Genomic DNA, 16,798 nt, shown 5'->3' on the forward strand with positions numbered 1-16,798 from the left:
GATCATCGGTATGCGTGTGTGAATGGCCATGATCGTGGTGATGGTGCGCGTTACCAAGAATCAATGCGCATACAAGGTTTACGATCAAACCCAGAATCGCAATTACAATGGCTTCCTGATATTGGATGGGTTGTGGTGAAATAATTCGCTCAATGGAGCCCACCAACATCATCACTGCAACGCCTACTAAAAAAATAGCGCTGGTAAAGCCCGCCAGGATTTCAATTTTCCAGGTGCCAAATGCAAAGCGTGAATCCCTGGCATAGCGTCGCGCGGTGACATAAGCCATCGCCGAAAGTCCTATCGCAACCGCATGGGAGCTCATATGCCAACCATCGGCGAGCAGTGCCATTGAGTTAAACCACCAACCTGCTTTGATTTCAATAACCATCATCACGATGGTAATCCACATAACCACTTTGGTACCGCGCTCGGCTGCTTCATTGCCGGTATCAAAGATATGGTCATGGGTCCATTTGGATAAATCTTCATCGCGCATGACGTAATTTCTCCGACAGAAATTGGTTATTTGAAAAATAATTTTTTAAATAAATGTAAAAAGGTGATTCACTGATTATTTGAGATAAGTGCGCAGCACACCGATCAATTCACTGGCTCCTTGCATTCGTTCTATATCATTTGTTATCGAGGGAGACGCAATGTGATTGCGAATATGTTCTTCCAGCACTTCACTCATAAGGCCGTTGATTGCACCTTTTATCGCTGCAATTTGTTGCAATACTTCTGCACATTCTTTTTCTGCTTCCAGCGCGCGCTCTACAGCGTCCACCTGGCCCCGAATACGGCGCACCCGGCTTAATAACTTGGATTTTTCCTGGATCACATGGCTCATAATGTGGTTCACTTAAAATACTATAGGGGGGTATAGTATTTATTATAACCAGACTAGCCGCCAATAATGAAGGGATTATTTTATGTAAACCTTCCCGATGCATAAGTTGAATAGTGTTGAAACGCGATATACTGGCTGCCCAACCAGTAATTGTTATTCGCTATGCTTACCAATGCGTTCCTGTTAACTCGTCAATGGCGCGATACCCGCGAAGGGGTAGTGCTGGATTTATGGTGGGCGACAGAAGCCGGTAGCTGTTGGACACAAATCACCGGGCAGGAAGTTGTGCTGTTTATCCTGCGCGAGCAGGCCGAAGAGATTCGCCCGCTGCTTAAACCCCTTCGCCAATGGCGCATGGCGGAAGTCGAGCTAAAAACATTCAATAACCAACCGGTTAACGCGCTTTATTTCAAGCAACATCGTGTTGCGCGCGAGGCGCAGGATATTTTTCACCAGCGCTACATCAGTTATTGGGAAGCGGATATTCGCCCGCCCGAACGCTATTTGATGGAGCGTTTTATTACCGCCGCTGCGTATATTGATATTTCATCGAATCAACTGCCGTTACGAAATCCCCGGCTTACCGCTATTGGCGATAACCAATGGCGCCCCGCGTTGAAGATGCTGTCGCTGGATATAGAAACGTCCATGGATGCCAAACAATTGTATTCCATTGGCGTCTGGTGTGATTCGGGGCAGAAAGTTTTTATGGTCGGTGAAGGAGAAAACACTGAAACCGTTATTTTTTGTGCGGATGCAAAACAATGTTTGCTCACATTTTTTGAATTCTTGCACACCGCTGATCCGGATATTTTAATTGGCTGGAGTGTAGTGCAATTTGATTTACTGGTGCTCGAAAAAATCTGCAAAAGTTTACAGATGGAATTGCAGCTGGGGCGCGGTGGCCAGGCCATTCACTGGCGCCATGACGATGCCGATACCGGGCGCAGTTATGTTGTTATTCCCGGCCGGGTTGCGCTGGATGGCATCGAATTATTAAAAGCCGCCAATTACAGTTACGAAAGTTATTCATTGCAAAATGTGTCGGAAAAGTTACTCGGTCAGGGAAAGTTACTGAGCGGCGATAATCGCGGTGAAGATATTACGCACTTGTTCAAACACGATAAATTGGCACTGGCAGAATACAATTTGCGCGATTGTGAATTGGTGTGGGAAATTTTCCTGAAGCAGGAGTTGCTGGCGTTTGCGATGGAACGCAGCCAATTAACCGGTGTATTGCTGGATCGTATTGGTGGTTCGGTGGCGGCGTTCGAATATTTATATTTGCCGCGTTTGCACCGGCGCGGTTATGTTGCCCCTAATTTAGGCGAGTTGGAATCTGATGTGATTAGCCCCGGCGGTTACGTAATGAATTCGCAGCCGGGTATCTACGACAATGTATTGGTGCTGGATTTTAAAAGCCTGTATCCCAGTATTATTCGCACATTTTTAATTGATCCCTGTGCATTTTGGGTGGCACAACATCGACAACTTGATGAGCAGCAAACGGTTCCCGGTTTTAATGGTGCCTGTTTTGCGCGCGAAGATCATATTCTCCCGCAAATCATTGAACAATTATCGGCTGCACGTGATCGTGCCAAGCAACACAAAAATGCGCCTCTATCGCACGCCATAAAAATTATTATGAACTCGTTTTACGGTGTGCTGGGTTCAATGGGATGCCGCTTTTTTGACCCACGTGTATGCAGTTCAATTACGTTACGTGGCCACGATATTATCCAGCGCAGCCGCGATTGGATTGAGCAGCAAGGTTATGCTGTTATTTATGGTGATACCGACTCGTTGTTTGTGTGGCTGGAAAATAATTGCAAAGGTTTACCGGCAAAAAATCCTGCGCAATGTGATGTTATTGGTAAACGCCTCGCCAAAGAATTAAACCAGTGGTGGCAGCACACTATACTCACTGAATTTAATCTCAAAAGTGCATTGGAAATTCAGTACGAAACCCATTATTTGCGTTTTTTAATGCCCACTATTCGTGGCTCGGAACTGGGCACCAAAAAGCGTTATGCCGGATTGGTGGAAATCAATGGCAAACAGGAAATGGTTTTCAAGGGACTTGAAAATGTTCGTACGGACTGGACCCAATTAGCGAAAGAATTTCAGGCAGAGCTGTATCGCAAGGTTTTTGCCGGTGAAGATTATCTGGAATTTGTGCGCACAACTAACGATGAAGTGTTGGCGGGCAAGCGCGACCTGGAATTAATTTATCGCAAACGTTTGCGTCGTCATTTACACGAATATCAAAAAAATGTTCCGCCCCACGTACAGGCTGCGCGCAAATATGTGCAGCTGACGGGAGCGTCAATGCGGCGCGGCGATTGGATCAGTTATTTGATTACTACCAATGGTCCTGAGCCGGTAGGGCAGTATGAGGTGGATATGTTATTGCGCCAGAGCCCGATTGATTACCAGCATTACATCGATAAACAATTAACCCCCGTTGCCGATAGTATTTTGCATTTCCTGAATGAGTCCCTGAATGAATTGGTAGATCAACAGCTTTCATTGTTTGGTAAATAAACGTTGTAGTAAATATCTGTAACAGATCATAAACCCGGATTACCAAACCTATGAACGCCAGCCTCAGGAATTGTTAGAAGAAAAACGATAACGGCAAGAATCGGATAAAGGCTGGATGTAAAGGAAAGTTGTAATTCAGGCACTGGTATTGTGAGGTCATTGCTGTTCGGGCTATAGTCCGTTTCCCTTAGTTATTGACAGGTTACCCCATGGCCGATATCGATGAAGTTCTGGATTTACTGCGCGAATATAATGAACCCGTACCAGTACCTTTAGAATTACCCGATGAAGACCGTTTGGTCGAAATAGAAGAAGAGATCCTTCTGCCGATCCCGCGCGATATGCGTACCTTTTTATTGGAAGCCAGCGATGTGGTGTACGGCGGTATCGAGCCGGTAACTGCTGCTGATCCCCATTCCCATACTTATTTACCGGAAGTTACTGCTGTTGCCTGGGCGCAAGGTGTACCGCGCTATCTGATGCCGTTATGCGAGATCAATGGCAACTATTATTGTGTGGAGCCGGAAGGTGAAGTGGTGTTTTGGCGTGATGGCGATTTAACCGATGAATCCTGGCCTTCCGTTTGGCATTGGGTCAGGGATGTATGGCTGGAGTCTTGATGGGCTCCTGCAGTAAGACGCGCGTCAGATCACGAAAATAGATTCTTGTGCCACATGAAATATTCTGCTGGGCTACACTCAATCTCCCGGCCATCATTCGATGGCCAATGAACCCGTAATGAGAGTTTGCTGTGCGATTATCCTCCGCCTTAACCCTGAGTATGCTTCTGGCCCTGGCCAGCGGGCCGCTTGTGGCTGGCGATCGGGCTGAAGCAGGGCAAGAGCAAAGGGTGCAAGCGCAGGAGTCCAGTCTCTCTGATTTTGAGGCCCAGGTTCGCCGGGTTGCCGAGCAAACCGCCGCCGATGAAAAAGCGCGCAAGGAGCAGGAGCGAAAAGAATATGAGGCGGCTGCCAAAAAGCAGGAGTTCAAATTCTTTAAATATCGAAAAGATGGTGCGGTTGCCTATTCCGATCGGCAGCCGCACAAGACGGATTTTGAAGTTATTGTTTATAACTCCTGCTACGCCTGTAACCCGCTCTCGCGTATCAACTGGCGCGGCACTCGTTTGTATCTCACTGAATTTACTTATTCCATTAGCCGGAATGCGAACAAATATGGTGTAGATCCGGCGCTGGTACGTGCGGTTATCCATGCTGAATCCAACTTCAACCCGCTTGCCCGCTCGCGCAAAGGCGCCAATGGTTTGATGCAATTAATGCCCGGCACGGCACGGGATATGGGCGTAAAGGACACTTCAAATGCGGCGGATAATATTGAAGGTGGAGTGAAATACCTTGCCTGGCTACTGAAGCGTTTTAACGGCGATATAACCCTTGCAACCGCCGCTTACAACGCGGGGCCCGGCGCAGTGGAAAGATACCGCGGTGTACCACCTTTTGAAGAAACCAAAACCTACGTGTTCCGCGTGAACATCCTGCACCAGCGTTACAAAACCCAATTGGCATCACTCGCGCGCAATTAACTTTTCGTTGTTAGTTCTACTTTCCATTCCATTACGGTTCCAAAATTCCATTGCCTTTATTCCTGGTTTGTTGGGAATGTGGATTTCATCGTTACCATTCATAACAAAAAATTCTAATTTTGATGCCAAATTTTGCTCAAATAACGGGCGTTTTTGCCGCTATAGAGAGTAGCCCTCACTCCTGATGATGTGAGGTATCCCTGAATTTCTCGCAAAAGTGGATGGCATTTATGATTATTTCAAACGCCTGGATTGGGATGGCTGCACAGCGGGATTACCGCGAAGAGCACAGTGTTTCTGAAAGCCTGGAGTTTTGGACAGAGCAACCCGCGTTTAATCAGCCTGGCGGTGTGTTGGCAGAGTCGGTAGAGCCGGCGGACGCAGCGGTAGATCTGTCCCGCGCCGGTTCATTGTTATCAATGTATCGCACGAAAGAAACGCTCGATCTAACGACCCAAATGGATTCCCGTTCCCGCTTGAACCTGATGATTTTGGAGTCGCTGTATAAATCCATTACCGGGAATGATCTGCAAGTTTCTACACCTGATGAACTACGGACAAAAATCAAAGCCAAAATGGACTCGCTGGAAGTGGAAACAACACCACCTGAGCGAGCAATTACGACAAGGGGCAATGTTGGCCCTGGACTGGTTTATCAGCGCCGTGAACGTTATCAGGAACAAGAGGCATTAAAGTTCCAGGCTGTCGGTGTTGTGCGCGCGGCGGATGGACGTGAAATTAATTTTTCTGTCGCTATGAACATGAGCCGCGAATTTGTGCAGGAGTCCAACCTGCAATTACAAGGCGGCAGCAAAAAAATCGATCCGCTTGTCATTAATTTTGACGGGCAGGGCGCGGCGCTCAGCCAAACCCGTTTTGAATTTGATCTTGATAATAATGGAACTACCGAGCAAATTGCGCAGCTGCGGCCGGGTAGCGGTTATTTGGCATTGGATCGAAATGGTGATGGCACTATCAATAATGGCAGTGAATTATTTGGCCCCAGCAGTGGCCGCGGTTTTGCTGAGCTCGCTATGTATGATGAAGACGGGAATAATTTTATCGATGAAGGCGACAGCATTTATCAGCAGCTGCGCATTTGGATGACTAACGAAGATGGCAGTACACAATTAGCGGCGTTGGGCGATAAAAATATCGGTGCAATTTTTCTTGGCCATGTTTCATCACCTTTCCAGTTAAAAGATACAAATAATAATTCGCTGGGAGAAGTCGCTAATTCCGGTATTTATTTAACGGAGGATGGCAAAGCGGGGGTTATCCAGGAAATTAATTTGAGTGTGTAATTTTTTTGATTTTATTGAAAACAACAAGCCCCTGATTCGGGGCTCGTTGCAGTGGTCAGAACAACAATAATTGTAATGTATGTCTAGAGCTTGTTGTTTATTTGGCATCAGCGCGAACAACCAATTCATTTCCACTGCGCAAACTTGCAAACGATTCACTGCCGATTCCGGTAGCGCGAACTTCTTCGTTAAATTTCACATGCAGAACATTTTGTGTGTTGTGTTCGCGCAGCTTTACAGTGAGGTCTTCTGAGTTTACGGCGAGAATTTTACCTTTGATTTCACCGGCAACTGGAGTGGATACGCGATTTTTCAACGTAACGGTATCGCCTTCTCGCAATGACGCTAACTTCATTGCGCGGCCTTTGGTGGTCGCAACTTTTGCGCCTTTCACTACATTAAATGTTTTGGTTTCGCCGGCTTCAGTTTTGATGGTAATGGTGCTTGCCGCTTCACTTACGCTTTGCACAACACCGGGAACTTCCTTGTAGGAAACAAAAGAGTAAGCGCTGGCAAAAGAAGAAAGGCTAACCAGTGAAATCAGGGCCAGTGCTTTTACAAAAGGAACTTTAGTCATGATAAAAAACCTCTAAACAATAGGATGTTGGGGGAAACAACGTTGTCATCAGCTCGCAAGTTGATTATAGGGAAGAGGGAAAATTATTTGTTACCTTTTGTTACGATTTTTTAAACTGTTTTGTCACTAAAAGCCAAATAAACAGCATTTTTATTCATATATGAAATATAAAAATGTATTTTAAATTTTTTAAGTTATTAAAAGCACAAAATAGAGGCATTTTTAATGAGTTGTGTTACTTATTGTAATGTTTTGGTGTTTTTATTTGGTTGGTTTTGGTGCAAAAAAGACAACGTTGTCTGTTGTGGGGGCATTTTTGGTGCGCAATAAAAAACCCGCTAAAAAGCGGGTTTTTTTCAACGCGGTCACATGCAGAAATGATTTATTGATTGAATAAAAATTCCATCAACGCATTTTGTGCATGCATACGGTTTTCGGCCTCTTCCCATACCACGGCATCGGGGGCGTCCAGAATTTCCGCGCTGACTTCTTTACCGCGGTACGCGGGCAGGCAATGCATAAAGAGTGCATTGCTATTGGCATGGCTCATCAACTCTTTATTGACTTGATAACCTATGAAGATTTTTTCACGCTGCTTCTTTTCATCTTCCTGGCCCATAGATGCCCAGGTGTCAGTTACAACCAAATCGGCGCCGGCAACTGCAGCGCGCGGATCATTGCTTAATGCCACGCGATGTTGGTAGGGCGTTACAAACTCATCTTCCGGTTCAAAACCTTTCGGTGTGGCGATACGCAATTCAAAATCGCACAGCTCGGCAGCCTGGATGTAGGAGTTGCACATGTTGTTACCATCACCCACCCAGGCAACTGTTTTGCCTGCAAGTGAACCGCGTTGTTCAACGTAAGTCTGGATATCCGCCAGCAACTGGCAGGGATGGAATTCGTCAGTCAAACCGTTGATAACAGGAACGCGTGAGTATTCAGCGAAGCGCTCGACAGTGTCGTGACCGAAAGTGCGGATCATCACCATATCGACCATGCTGGCAATGCAGCGTGCAGCGTCTTCAATGGGTTCGCCCCGGCCGAGTTGTGAGTCCTTGGTCGACAGGAAAATCGCATGGCCACCTAATTTGGCAACGCCGGATTCAAACGATACGCGGGTACGGGTGGAGTTTTTTTCGAAAATCATTGCCAGCACTTTGTTATCGAATAGGGCTGGGGCTTTACCCTGGCGCAGCAGGGCTTTGAGTTCGATGGCACGCGCGATGATGTGTTGGAGTTCGTCGCGGTTAACGTCGTTCAGGGTCAGGAAATGTCTCGGCGCCTTGGAGGGAACCATAATCATGCTCTTTATATTGCAGTGCGCGCGTTATTGCGCGCACTTGTTTAAAACTCTGTAACCAGTTGTACCACCTTGGTAACCAGTTCATCGGCTTCTGCATCCGTAAGGATAAAAGTGGGCAGCAAGCGGATGGTATTCAGGGCAGTAACGTTGATAAGTACACCAATATCGCGGCCTTTTTGGACCAGGTCGCCGCAAGGTGCATTCAGCTCGATGCCAATCATCAACCCTTTGCCGCGAATGTCGACCACTTTGGGGTTGCCTGCCAACGCCGTTTTGAAATCATTCAATAGCTTGTCACCCAGCACTTTAGCGTGCGCAATCAAGCCTGAGTTTTGCAAGGTTTCTACGACGGCAATACCGGCGCTGCATGCCAGAGGATTACCCCCGAAGGTTGTGCCGTGGTTGCCCGCTTGCAGAACCTCCGCCGCTTTGCCGCGTGCGAGGCAGGCGCCGATTGGCATGCCATTACCCAGGCCTTTTGCAGTGGTGACTACATCCGGCAATATGCCGTTGTGCTGGTAAGCGAAGTAAGTACCGGTACGGCCATTGCCGGTCTGGATTTCATCCAGCATCAACAACAATTGGTGTTGGTCAGCGATAGCGCGCAGCTCGTTCAGGTAATTGGCAGCAGGCACACGCACGCCGCCTTCACCCTGTACTGGCTCAACCAGGATGGCGACAATATTTTTGTGTTCGGCAATCGCTGTTTTTACTGCCGCTACATCGTCGTAGGGAACGCGGATAAAACCTTCTACCAATGGTTCAAAACCAATCTGCACTTTGGTGTTGCCAGTAGCAGTCAGGGTTGCCATGGTTCTGCCGTGGAAGCTATTGGTCATTACGATGATGGTCGGGTTTTTCACGCCGTTGTCATTGCCGTATTTACGCGCAATCTTGATCGCTGCTTCATTGGCTTCAGCGCCGGAGTTGGAGAAGAACACCTTATCCATCCCCGAAACCTGAATCAGCAAATCACCCAGGCGCTGTTGCTGGGGAATGTTGTACAGGTTAGATGTATGAATGAGTGTGGCAGCCTGATCGGAAATGGCTTTGGTTACAGCAGGATGGCTATAACCAAGGGCGCACACAGCGATGCCGCTGATGCCGTCCAGGTAGGATTTGCCCTGATCGTCCCACACTCGGCTACCTTCGCCCCGGGTGAGGGTGAGGGTTCTGGTGCCGTATGTGTTCATCAGACTGGTCATGACAATCTCCATAAAAAAACAAAGCCGCAAGCCGATCAGGGAAAGGCCATCAGGCGATTAATATTCATTAGTAAGCAGAGGGATTTTTTGCTGGTCAGACACCGGTTGCTGACGGCGGATCGCGGAAATTACGTTACGCGCGGCAAAAAATAGGCAGCAAATATATAAGTTATTGCGAGTATTGGCAAATTTGCTGCCGTATGGCGCTTTTTATGACAAATTAAAGTTACTTTTATGATGGCTCAACACCGCTTATAACAACCTGAAGTGCTTTCTATGACAGGTTGAAGTTATTGTCCTGCGCAAACTCCCTGGCAAAAATAATATCGTTTTTGAGATGGAATCCTTCATCGGGCGGCTGGATAAAAAAGCCTTCAAACAAGCGCACACCTTGCATCCACAAACTGGACAGGTTGCGCGAGTTTTCAATTTGGGTTGCGATAACCTGAACCCCTTTCTTATTAGCTAGCGTTACATAGCGCTCCAGCAATTTCGGGTTATTGCTTGCGTTTGTCAATTTTGATGAAAGGCGCAAGAAGCTAAGTGGTAGTTCTTCCAGAATATCCAGTGCCTGTTCGTTTTCTCCAGCGCGGGTGATGCAAATGCTGCAGCGAATATCACGCAGTGCTTTGGCAATTTCCCGGGCTTGGTGAAAATGGTTGACCAGCCAACTTTCCTCAAGCATAAACACCAGGCGGCCTTCGCCGCGCAGGCGCGATGAGCGCAACACATTAGCGGCAAAGGAAAAAAATGAACTCTGCTGCAAGGTTTCTTCAGCGAGGTGAATAAATAAAGTAGCTAATTCCCGCGTACTGCTATTTTCTGCGATTGCAGAAACGGCTTGTTGTAACACCCAGCGATCCAGTTCCAGGCGCTTTCCCGGCTGGTTGATGCGGCCAAGGAATTGGCTGGCGGGGATTAATTCATCTGCTCCATTGCGCAAACGAGTGAGTACGGAGAAATGCTCAATCTGCGGCTCTTCCAGGCTGATAATCGGTTGAAATGCCAGTTGCAAATCGCGGTTGAATACTATTTGTGAGAAATCGGGTTGGGCTTTGGTGGCAAGAGTTGATGTGACCGCCGCTACTGTAGTTGGCGGTGTATCTTGCGCATTGGTTTGCGCCGTATTGTCCAGTTGTTGTTCAAACGCTTGCTCAGCTTGCTGCAATGCATTATTTGCAGTGGCAAGGCTGGGCTCGAGCAGTACCACGCCTAATTTAACGTCCAGTGAGAGCAACTTGCCTTTCACATTGAAAGGGTGATTGCTCAAATATTTGCTGATTTGTTCGGCGCGCTGCCGGTGGAACTCCAGGTTGCGTTTACCGGCCAATACGCAGGCGACCAGGTTGGAAAGGTCGGCCCATTGCTCGTCGCTCCCCAGAATCTCATCCAGGAATTCACAAAAGTGCTCATGCAAACCGATCAGTTCAACTTGCCCCAGTTGCTGGCCCAGCTCGGGTAATTTGTCCACGCTTACGTAGTAGAGTGCGCTGGCTTGTCCGCCGGGGTTTTTACCGTGGAGTGCTTCTTCCAGAGCGCTGAAAAAATAACTGCGATTAATTTGTTGCGGTTTTTGGGTGTGGCGAGTAATGCGTGCTACGCGGGTTTTGAGCAGGGTTGTATCCGTCAATGCTTGCCGGCAGCGTTCAATCAGGTCATCGGCTTCAAAGGGTTTGGTCAGCAACGCATTAACGCCTAGCGCGCGAATGTTGCGATGCAAATTGATGTCGGTATCGGCAGTGACAAAAATAATCGGCAGCAATAAAAACTCCGGGTCCTGGCGCAGTAATACCGCTAATTCCATGCCGTTAATATCCGGCATATGCATATCGAGTATTACCAGATCCGGTTTGAATTGGGCGGCGTGTTGCAAGCTGTGCAAGGGCTGGTTGACACAAAGGACTTCCATGCCGGCATAACGCAGGATTTCTGCTTGCAAATTGGCGACGGCTTCGTCGTCATCGACCACCATAACCTTATAGGTTTTGTTGTTCTGGTTAATTAACTGGACCAGTTTTTCGACCAGGAAATTAAAGTCCACCGGTTTGATTAAATAATCTGTACTGCCTGCACGCAACGCGCGCAATTTCGCATTCAAATCCGTGCGTCCCGACATCAACACAATAGGTGTGTTTTGCAGCAGCAGCGATTTTATTTTGCGCAAATTGCCAAGGGCTTGCAGGCCGGAGCCTTCAAAGTCAGGGTCAAACAGGATGACATCCGGCGAATCCAGATACAGGCGTTGCATGCAGGTTTGCGGATTATCAAAGTATTCCACCGTAAACCCGGCATTGCGCAAATACGCCGTGCAGAGTGTGGCGAGGGTGCGGTCGGGGTCAATTAAAAATACCGTTTTACCGCGCGCTTCTGGCAAGCTATCGGGCGCGGGTGGCGTTTCAGTGGGATCTTGCCGGTTGTTAAGGCTATTGCTCAACTGTTTGACCAACTCTGCGACTTGCGCGTATTCGGGGCCGCCAAAATGACGCCCGAGGGCTTTCAAATCGCGGATATAACTTTCCAGTTGGCCCGCTTTCTGGCGCAGCTCTCCAAACCCGAAACTGGTCGAGGTTTCGGCCATCTTGTGCGCGAACTGCTCAAGGGCGGCTATACCCTGCTCACTCCAATTGAGGTGGCGCAAATGTCCCCAAATGTGCTCAAGGCGCCGTGCTTGCTCGGGCAAGCTCGCCGCAAATTGTTGACGCAATTTTTCTAACTGGCTATGGAATTCTTGTGGCATAAAATCGTCCAGATAAATTCTTCTTCAGTATAGAAGCTGTTTGCCATTTAAGAGTTCAGCGTGGCCGATGTAAAAAATAGTTTTAATAGGTGTACCTTTCACCGTCATTCCACAGAATGGCGCTCCCTTGAATAATCGCTCGACGAGCCTTCCTTCGCTATGAAACCTTTCTACGCTATGACACCTTGTTACGCTACGAAATTCTCCTCACTTTTACCACTCGGATGCACCCTGGTTATCGCCACCAGTTATGCAGATACCAGTCATGTTAGTCGCGCAGAAAAGTCACTGGCTACTGTTGAAACACTCGTGGTCTATGGTTCCCAGCCTGGGCCATTGGATCTTGCGCGGCAATCAATTGCCAATACACCAACTGATTTTGGTACCGGCGCGCGCCTGGATCCTGCCGAATTATTGGTTGCTATCCCGGGTGTGCAGGTAGATTTCCGCACAAACTACGCGCAGGACACCCGCATCAGCCTTCGCGGTTTTGGTGCCCGCTCGGCCTTCGGGGTGCGTGGAATTGATTTGCTAGTGGATGGTATTCCCATGTCTACTCCCGATGGGCAAGGGCAGCTGTCCAGTGTGATGCTCGATTCGGTAACGGCAGTCCAGGTATTGCGCGGGCCGTTGGCATCACTCTATGGCAATGGGGCCGGTGGTGTAATTGCCGTACAAACCGCTACACCACAACAAAATCAGTTTGTGTTAGGCGGTGTTGGCAGTGATCAGGGGCTGGAGCGCTATCAAGTGCAAGGTGATTTCCGTCACTCAAATTTTGCCGTGCGTGGGCAATTTGCGGATACTCGCCTGGAGGGTGATCGCCCTCATTCAGCGGCCGAGCGTGAGCAAGCGGCGGTGCAAATGTTTTACACCACATCCAATAATCTCGATGTGCGTATTAAGCATGAACAAAGTGATGATCCTTTATTGGAAGATCCATTGGGGTTAACGCCGGAGCAATGGCGTGCAGACCCCTGGCAAAAAAATCCTTTGGCAGAAACTTACAACACCCGCAAAAGCGTCAAGCATCACCAGACTTCAATTAGTGTACGCGAACAACAAGGTGATACTCGCTGGCAAACTGCTGTGTGGCAAGGCGAGCGCGATATCACCCAATATTTGGGATTTATCGGCGATGGAATTTCCGGCAGTGGCGGTGTGGTGGATCTCGCGCGGGATTTTGCCGGCGCCAGTGCTACGGTCACGCACAGCACGCAATTATTATCGATGCCAATTGACTTAAGCCTGGGCGCCGAAGCTGCAAAAATGGAAGATCGCCGTCGTGGATATGTAAATAACCTTGGCGTGGCAGGTGATTTGCGCCGCGATGAATTGGGTGAGGCGAGTGGTCGTGATATTTACACATTGCTTCAATTGAACCCGGTGCAACCGTTAACGCTTTATGCCGGTGCAAGGCGCAGTTGGCTCGATATTGATGTGGAGGATTATTTTATTGTTGCCGGTAATCCGGATGACTCGGGCGCGCGCGCTTACCGCGAACATTCCTACGCACTGGGTGGCAATTATCAGTTTGCCAATCATTGGGAAATATTTGCTAGCAGCGGGCGCGGGTATGAAACACCGACGCTCACGGAAATGGCTTACAAAGCCGGTGCAACAGGGTTAAATACGCAGTTGGACGCTGCCATCAATCACCAGTACCAATGGGGTGTGCAATACCAGCATCAAGATCAGCTGCAATTTTCCATCACCCATTTCATCATCAATACTGACAATGAAATTGTGGTGGATCAATCTGTCGGCGGGCGCACCAGTTTCCGCAATGCCGCCGAAACTGAACGCGAGGGTGTAGAAATATTTGCGCGCGTTGCGCTCAATGATATGTGGAAATTACAGGCTAGCGCGCAATCCATGCGCGCCGATTATTCGGCCGGACCATGGGACGGTAAACAATTGCCCGGTGTTGCGCGTGAACAATACCAACTTGGCGTAGAATGGCTGCCGTTGCGCAATGATTTACTGCAAGTGAATTTAATTACGCAGCAACGCTCACGGATTTTTACTGCCGACAATAACCAGGTTGCTGCGCCCGGTTTTTATACACTGGATTTCAGCTTGCAAGGTGAATATGAAATGCAATCCTGGGGACTGGATTGGTGGTTAAAACTGGCGAATTTGCGCGATGAAAATTATGTGGGTTCTGTTGTTGTGAATCAAAGTAATGGCCGCGCGTTTGAGCCGGCGTTAGGGCGCAACTTTTCTGGCGGCGTAAAAATCGCATACCGCTTTTAATTATCAGTTTGTTATATTTTTTTACCCTTCATGTGAGTGGATGTTTTTTTGTGATTGATCTGGATAATTTACCGGTCTTACCGCTAACACAATTGCGCGAGCAGTTTTTTAACGCTTTGCAACAAACTCCGCTTTTGTTGGAGGCGGAGCCGGGTGCGGGCAAATCCACACTTGCGCCTTTATGGGTATTGGCAAATACCGCTGGCGAGCAACAAGTATGGTTAATCCAGCCGCGCGTGTTGGCTGCGCAAGCATTGGCAGAACGGTTAGCAGAATTGCTACATGAAAAAACCGGTGAGACCGTGGGTTATCAAGTACCTTACGATTCACGCATGGGTAAGCGCACGCGTTTGGTGCTAATGACACCGGGCGTATTGTTGCAACATTTATTGCAAAATCCTGAATTGGATAATGTAGCCTGCGTAATGCTGGACGAAATTCACGAACGCAGTGTCAACCAGGATCTCGCCTGGGCTTTCTTGCAAGAAGTGCAAATCCTGCGCGATGATTTGCAGCTGGTCTTGATGAGCGCAACGCCGGACCCGGCATTGCAGCAACAAATTTCCAACCGCTTGTTTGCGCCGGGGCGCTGCTATCCGGTGGCTCTCGAATATCAACCGGCAAAACAATTACCCAATCAATTTGCTGAAAAAGTGGATGAACATTTATTGCGAGTGCTGCGTAATCATTCCGGTTGGCAGCAACAAACGGTATTGGTTTTTTTGCCAGGATGGCGTGAGATTGAAGACGCGGCCCAAGCGATAAGCCACACATTTCCCGCCCAAAAAATTTTCCGCTTGCACAGTCGTGTTGCCGCTGCTGAACAACATAATGCATTAGATCCGTTGCAGGGTTCGCGCATTATTCTTGCGACTAATATTGCAGAAACATCATTAACCATCGCGGATGTCACATTGGTAATTGATTCGGGGCTTGCACGCCGGGTAGATTACGAACAGCGCACCGGCATTTCCCGTTTGCGTACGGCGCGTATCAGTGTGGCCAGCGCCGAACAGCGTCGCGGTCGTGCAGGGCGTGTGCAAGCGGGACATTGCATTCGCTTGTGGTCGCAAGATCAAGCGCTTGCTGCTGCCGATTTACCGGAAATTCGCGCAACGGATTATTTGCCTCTGGCATTGCGTATCGCCCATTGGGGGAGCCCAGCGGAATCTTTACCCTGGCTGGAAAAACCTAATGCCCTGGCACTCGCATTTGCACAACAACAATTGCAGCAAATGCAGTTGGTGAGCGAGCAGGGAATAATCACTGAAACAGGCGAGCGTGTGAGTGAGTTGGGTACTCATCCACGCATTGCTGCATTTTTATTATTGCATCAACAACATATTAGTCGCGCATCATTACTGTTTGCATTGGCACTGCATTTTGAATTATCTACCGGGCAAAATAGTGAAGAATTAATTGCAGGCGCGGAAAAAGAACTCGCGCGTAATCGGCAATGGCAACAGCAACAAAAACGTTGGCTCAATGTGTTGGATTTACCCGTGGACACTGGCGAGCTCGCAACCGGTTTGCTGGCGCGCGCTTTTAGTGATCGCATTGGCTATCGTCAGGAGTCGGGAAAATATCGTTTGAACTCCGGTATCAGTGTTGAGTCTCCAGTAGTCGGCCAGTGGGCTGTTTTACCGATTATCAATACCAAACCCAAAAGCCATTCCGGTGTGGGTGTAGCTGTGCAATTAAGTGCAGCTATGCAACGTCAGTTAAGCCAGCATCAAACGCAACTGGAATTTAAACAGCAGCGCTGGCAGTTACATAATGTATGGCGAATGGGGGGCGTAGTGATTGATGAGCAATTAAATCCTCTGGATGCGAATGAAATTCCGCGATATTTGACACAACATATTCAGCATCTATGGCACGAAAAAGGTAGGGCCTATTTTCAGTGGAGTGATAATGCTGACCGCCTGCTGCAGCGCGCACGATTGCTCGCTGATTTAAACCTGTGTGAACTGCCTGCATTGGACGATGGCACGCTCTGTTGCGCACTTGATCAATGGTTGTCACCATTTTTAACTTCGTCGACACAATTAGCCTGTTTGCCCTGGTTACAAGGCCTCGAGTTTTATTTGGGACACGATGCTTGCCGGACAATTTCAACGTTGTTACCAGAAAAAATTGAACTACCCAGTGGTCGCAGTGTGGTGGTGGAATTTACCAGTGAAGGCAATGCAAAGGTAGCTGCCAAGTTACAAGAATTTTTTGGCTGCGAACAATTGCAGTTGGCCGGGGGAAAAATTCCATTGCAAATTCATTTGCTGTCACCTAACGGTAGTCCGTTGGCAATTACCATGAACTTGCAAACGTTTTGGCAACAAGCGTATCCCGACGTACGTAAAGAAATGCGCGGTCGTTATCCGCGACATCCCTGGCCGGAAAATCCGCTGGAGCACGAAGCAACCGCACTTACCAAGCGCAAGCTTGCCCAACACACAAGTGAGAAGTAATCGTTTGT

The 16,798-nt window shown here is 48.4% G+C and carries 12 protein-coding genes; 6 read left to right on the forward strand and 6 right to left on the reverse strand.

Annotated features, from left to right (window positions below):
* Positions 1-499, reverse strand: a 499-nt coding sequence (locus tag A596_RS23645) for a cation diffusion facilitator family transporter (RefSeq protein ID WP_235425797.1), incomplete at its 3' end; no start/stop codon positions are given.
* Between the two features lie 75 nt (positions 500-574).
* On the reverse strand, positions 575-853 hold the full coding sequence (locus A596_RS20275) for a metal/formaldehyde-sensitive transcriptional repressor (RefSeq protein ID WP_039918298.1): 279 nt from the start codon (positions 851-853) through the stop codon (positions 575-577).
* Positions 854-1,015: 162 nt separating this feature from the next.
* Between A596_RS20275 and A596_RS20280 the strand changes: the two genes are divergently transcribed.
* The 4 genes from A596_RS20280 (at position 1,016) to A596_RS20295 (ending at position 6,244) form a co-directional block, all read left to right on the forward strand.
* Entirely contained in the window at positions 1,016-3,397 is a 2,382-nt protein-coding gene (locus tag A596_RS20280) for a DNA polymerase II (RefSeq protein ID WP_039918300.1), read from the forward strand.
* Between the two features lie 209 nt (positions 3,398-3,606).
* Positions 3,607-4,017, forward strand: a complete 411-nt coding sequence (locus A596_RS20285) for an SMI1/KNR4 family protein (protein WP_200882979.1) — start codon at positions 3,607-3,609, stop codon at positions 4,015-4,017.
* A 131-nt stretch (positions 4,018-4,148) separates the two neighbouring features.
* The gene (locus tag A596_RS20290) at positions 4,149-4,940 is read left to right on the forward strand and encodes a lytic transglycosylase domain-containing protein (protein ID WP_235425798.1); all 792 of its coding nucleotides are present in this window, start codon (positions 4,149-4,151) and stop codon (positions 4,938-4,940) included.
* Between the two features lie 230 nt (positions 4,941-5,170).
* Positions 5,171-6,244 carry a hypothetical protein gene (locus A596_RS20295; RefSeq protein ID WP_039918303.1) on the forward strand — a complete coding sequence of 358 codons (1,074 nt, stop codon included), beginning with the start codon at positions 5,171-5,173 and terminating at the stop codon, positions 6,242-6,244.
* 97 nt (positions 6,245-6,341) lie between these two features.
* On the opposite strand, the gene A596_RS20300 is transcribed toward A596_RS20295, so the two are convergent.
* The 4 genes from A596_RS20300 to A596_RS20315 form a co-directional block, all read right to left on the reverse strand.
* Positions 6,342-6,821, reverse strand: coding sequence for a hypothetical protein (locus A596_RS20300; RefSeq protein WP_039918305.1), 480 nt, complete (start codon positions 6,819-6,821; stop codon positions 6,342-6,344).
* Between the two features lie 382 nt (positions 6,822-7,203).
* Positions 7,204-8,121, reverse strand: coding sequence for an ornithine carbamoyltransferase (gene argF, locus A596_RS20305; RefSeq protein WP_039918308.1), 918 nt, complete (start codon positions 8,119-8,121; stop codon positions 7,204-7,206).
* 47 nt (positions 8,122-8,168) lie between these two features.
* Positions 8,169-9,332 carry an acetylornithine transaminase gene (locus A596_RS20310; protein WP_039918309.1) on the reverse strand — a complete coding sequence of 388 codons (1,164 nt, stop codon included), beginning with the start codon at positions 9,330-9,332 and terminating at the stop codon, positions 8,169-8,171.
* Between the two features lie 274 nt (positions 9,333-9,606).
* The gene (locus tag A596_RS20315; protein WP_039918311.1) at positions 9,607-12,069 is read right to left on the reverse strand and encodes a response regulator; all 2,463 of its coding nucleotides are present in this window, start codon (positions 12,067-12,069) and stop codon (positions 9,607-9,609) included.
* 159 nt (positions 12,070-12,228) lie between these two features.
* On the opposite strand from A596_RS20315, the gene A596_RS20320 reads away from it, so the two are divergent.
* Both A596_RS20320 and hrpB read left to right on the forward strand, forming a co-directional pair.
* Positions 12,229-14,325 carry a TonB-dependent receptor family protein gene (locus tag A596_RS20320; protein ID WP_235425799.1) on the forward strand — a complete coding sequence of 699 codons (2,097 nt, stop codon included), beginning with the start codon at positions 12,229-12,231 and terminating at the stop codon, positions 14,323-14,325.
* A gap of 50 nt (positions 14,326-14,375) precedes the next feature.
* Positions 14,376-16,790, forward strand: a complete 2,415-nt coding sequence (hrpB, locus tag A596_RS20325) for an ATP-dependent helicase HrpB (protein WP_039918314.1) — start codon at positions 14,376-14,378, stop codon at positions 16,788-16,790.
* Positions 16,791-16,798: the final 8 nt, after the last annotated feature.

It is taken from the genome of Cellvibrio mixtus subsp. mixtus J3-8 (genome assembly GCF_000766945.1).
GTDB classification, from domain to species: domain Bacteria; phylum Pseudomonadota; class Gammaproteobacteria; order Pseudomonadales; family Cellvibrionaceae; genus Cellvibrio; species Cellvibrio mixtus_A.

Bases quoted from the DNA above. Each gene is read 5' to 3' on its own strand.
- A596_RS20295 (WP_039918303.1), top strand. From the start codon at position 5,171: ATGATTATTTCAAACGCCTGGATTGGGATGGCTGCACAGCGGGATTAC.
- A596_RS20300 (WP_039918305.1), bottom strand. From the start codon at position 6,821: ATGACTAAAGTTCCTTTTGTAAAAGCACTGGCCCTGATTTCACTGGTT.
- A596_RS20285 (WP_200882979.1), top strand. From the start codon at position 3,607: ATGGCCGATATCGATGAAGTTCTGGATTTACTGCGCGAATATAATGAA.
- A596_RS20310 (WP_039918309.1), bottom strand. From the start codon at position 9,332: ATGACCAGTCTGATGAACACATACGGCACCAGAACCCTCACCCTCACC.
- A596_RS20275 (WP_039918298.1), bottom strand. From the start codon at position 853: ATGAGCCATGTGATCCAGGAAAAATCCAAGTTATTAAGCCGGGTGCGC.
- A596_RS20320 (WP_235425799.1), top strand. From the start codon at position 12,229: ATGAAACCTTTCTACGCTATGACACCTTGTTACGCTACGAAATTCTCC.
- A596_RS20315 (WP_039918311.1), bottom strand. From the start codon at position 12,069: ATGCCACAAGAATTCCATAGCCAGTTAGAAAAATTGCGTCAACAATTT.
- argF (WP_039918308.1), bottom strand. From the start codon at position 8,121: ATGGTTCCCTCCAAGGCGCCGAGACATTTCCTGACCCTGAACGACGTT.
- A596_RS20280 (WP_039918300.1), top strand. From the start codon at position 1,016: ATGCTTACCAATGCGTTCCTGTTAACTCGTCAATGGCGCGATACCCGC.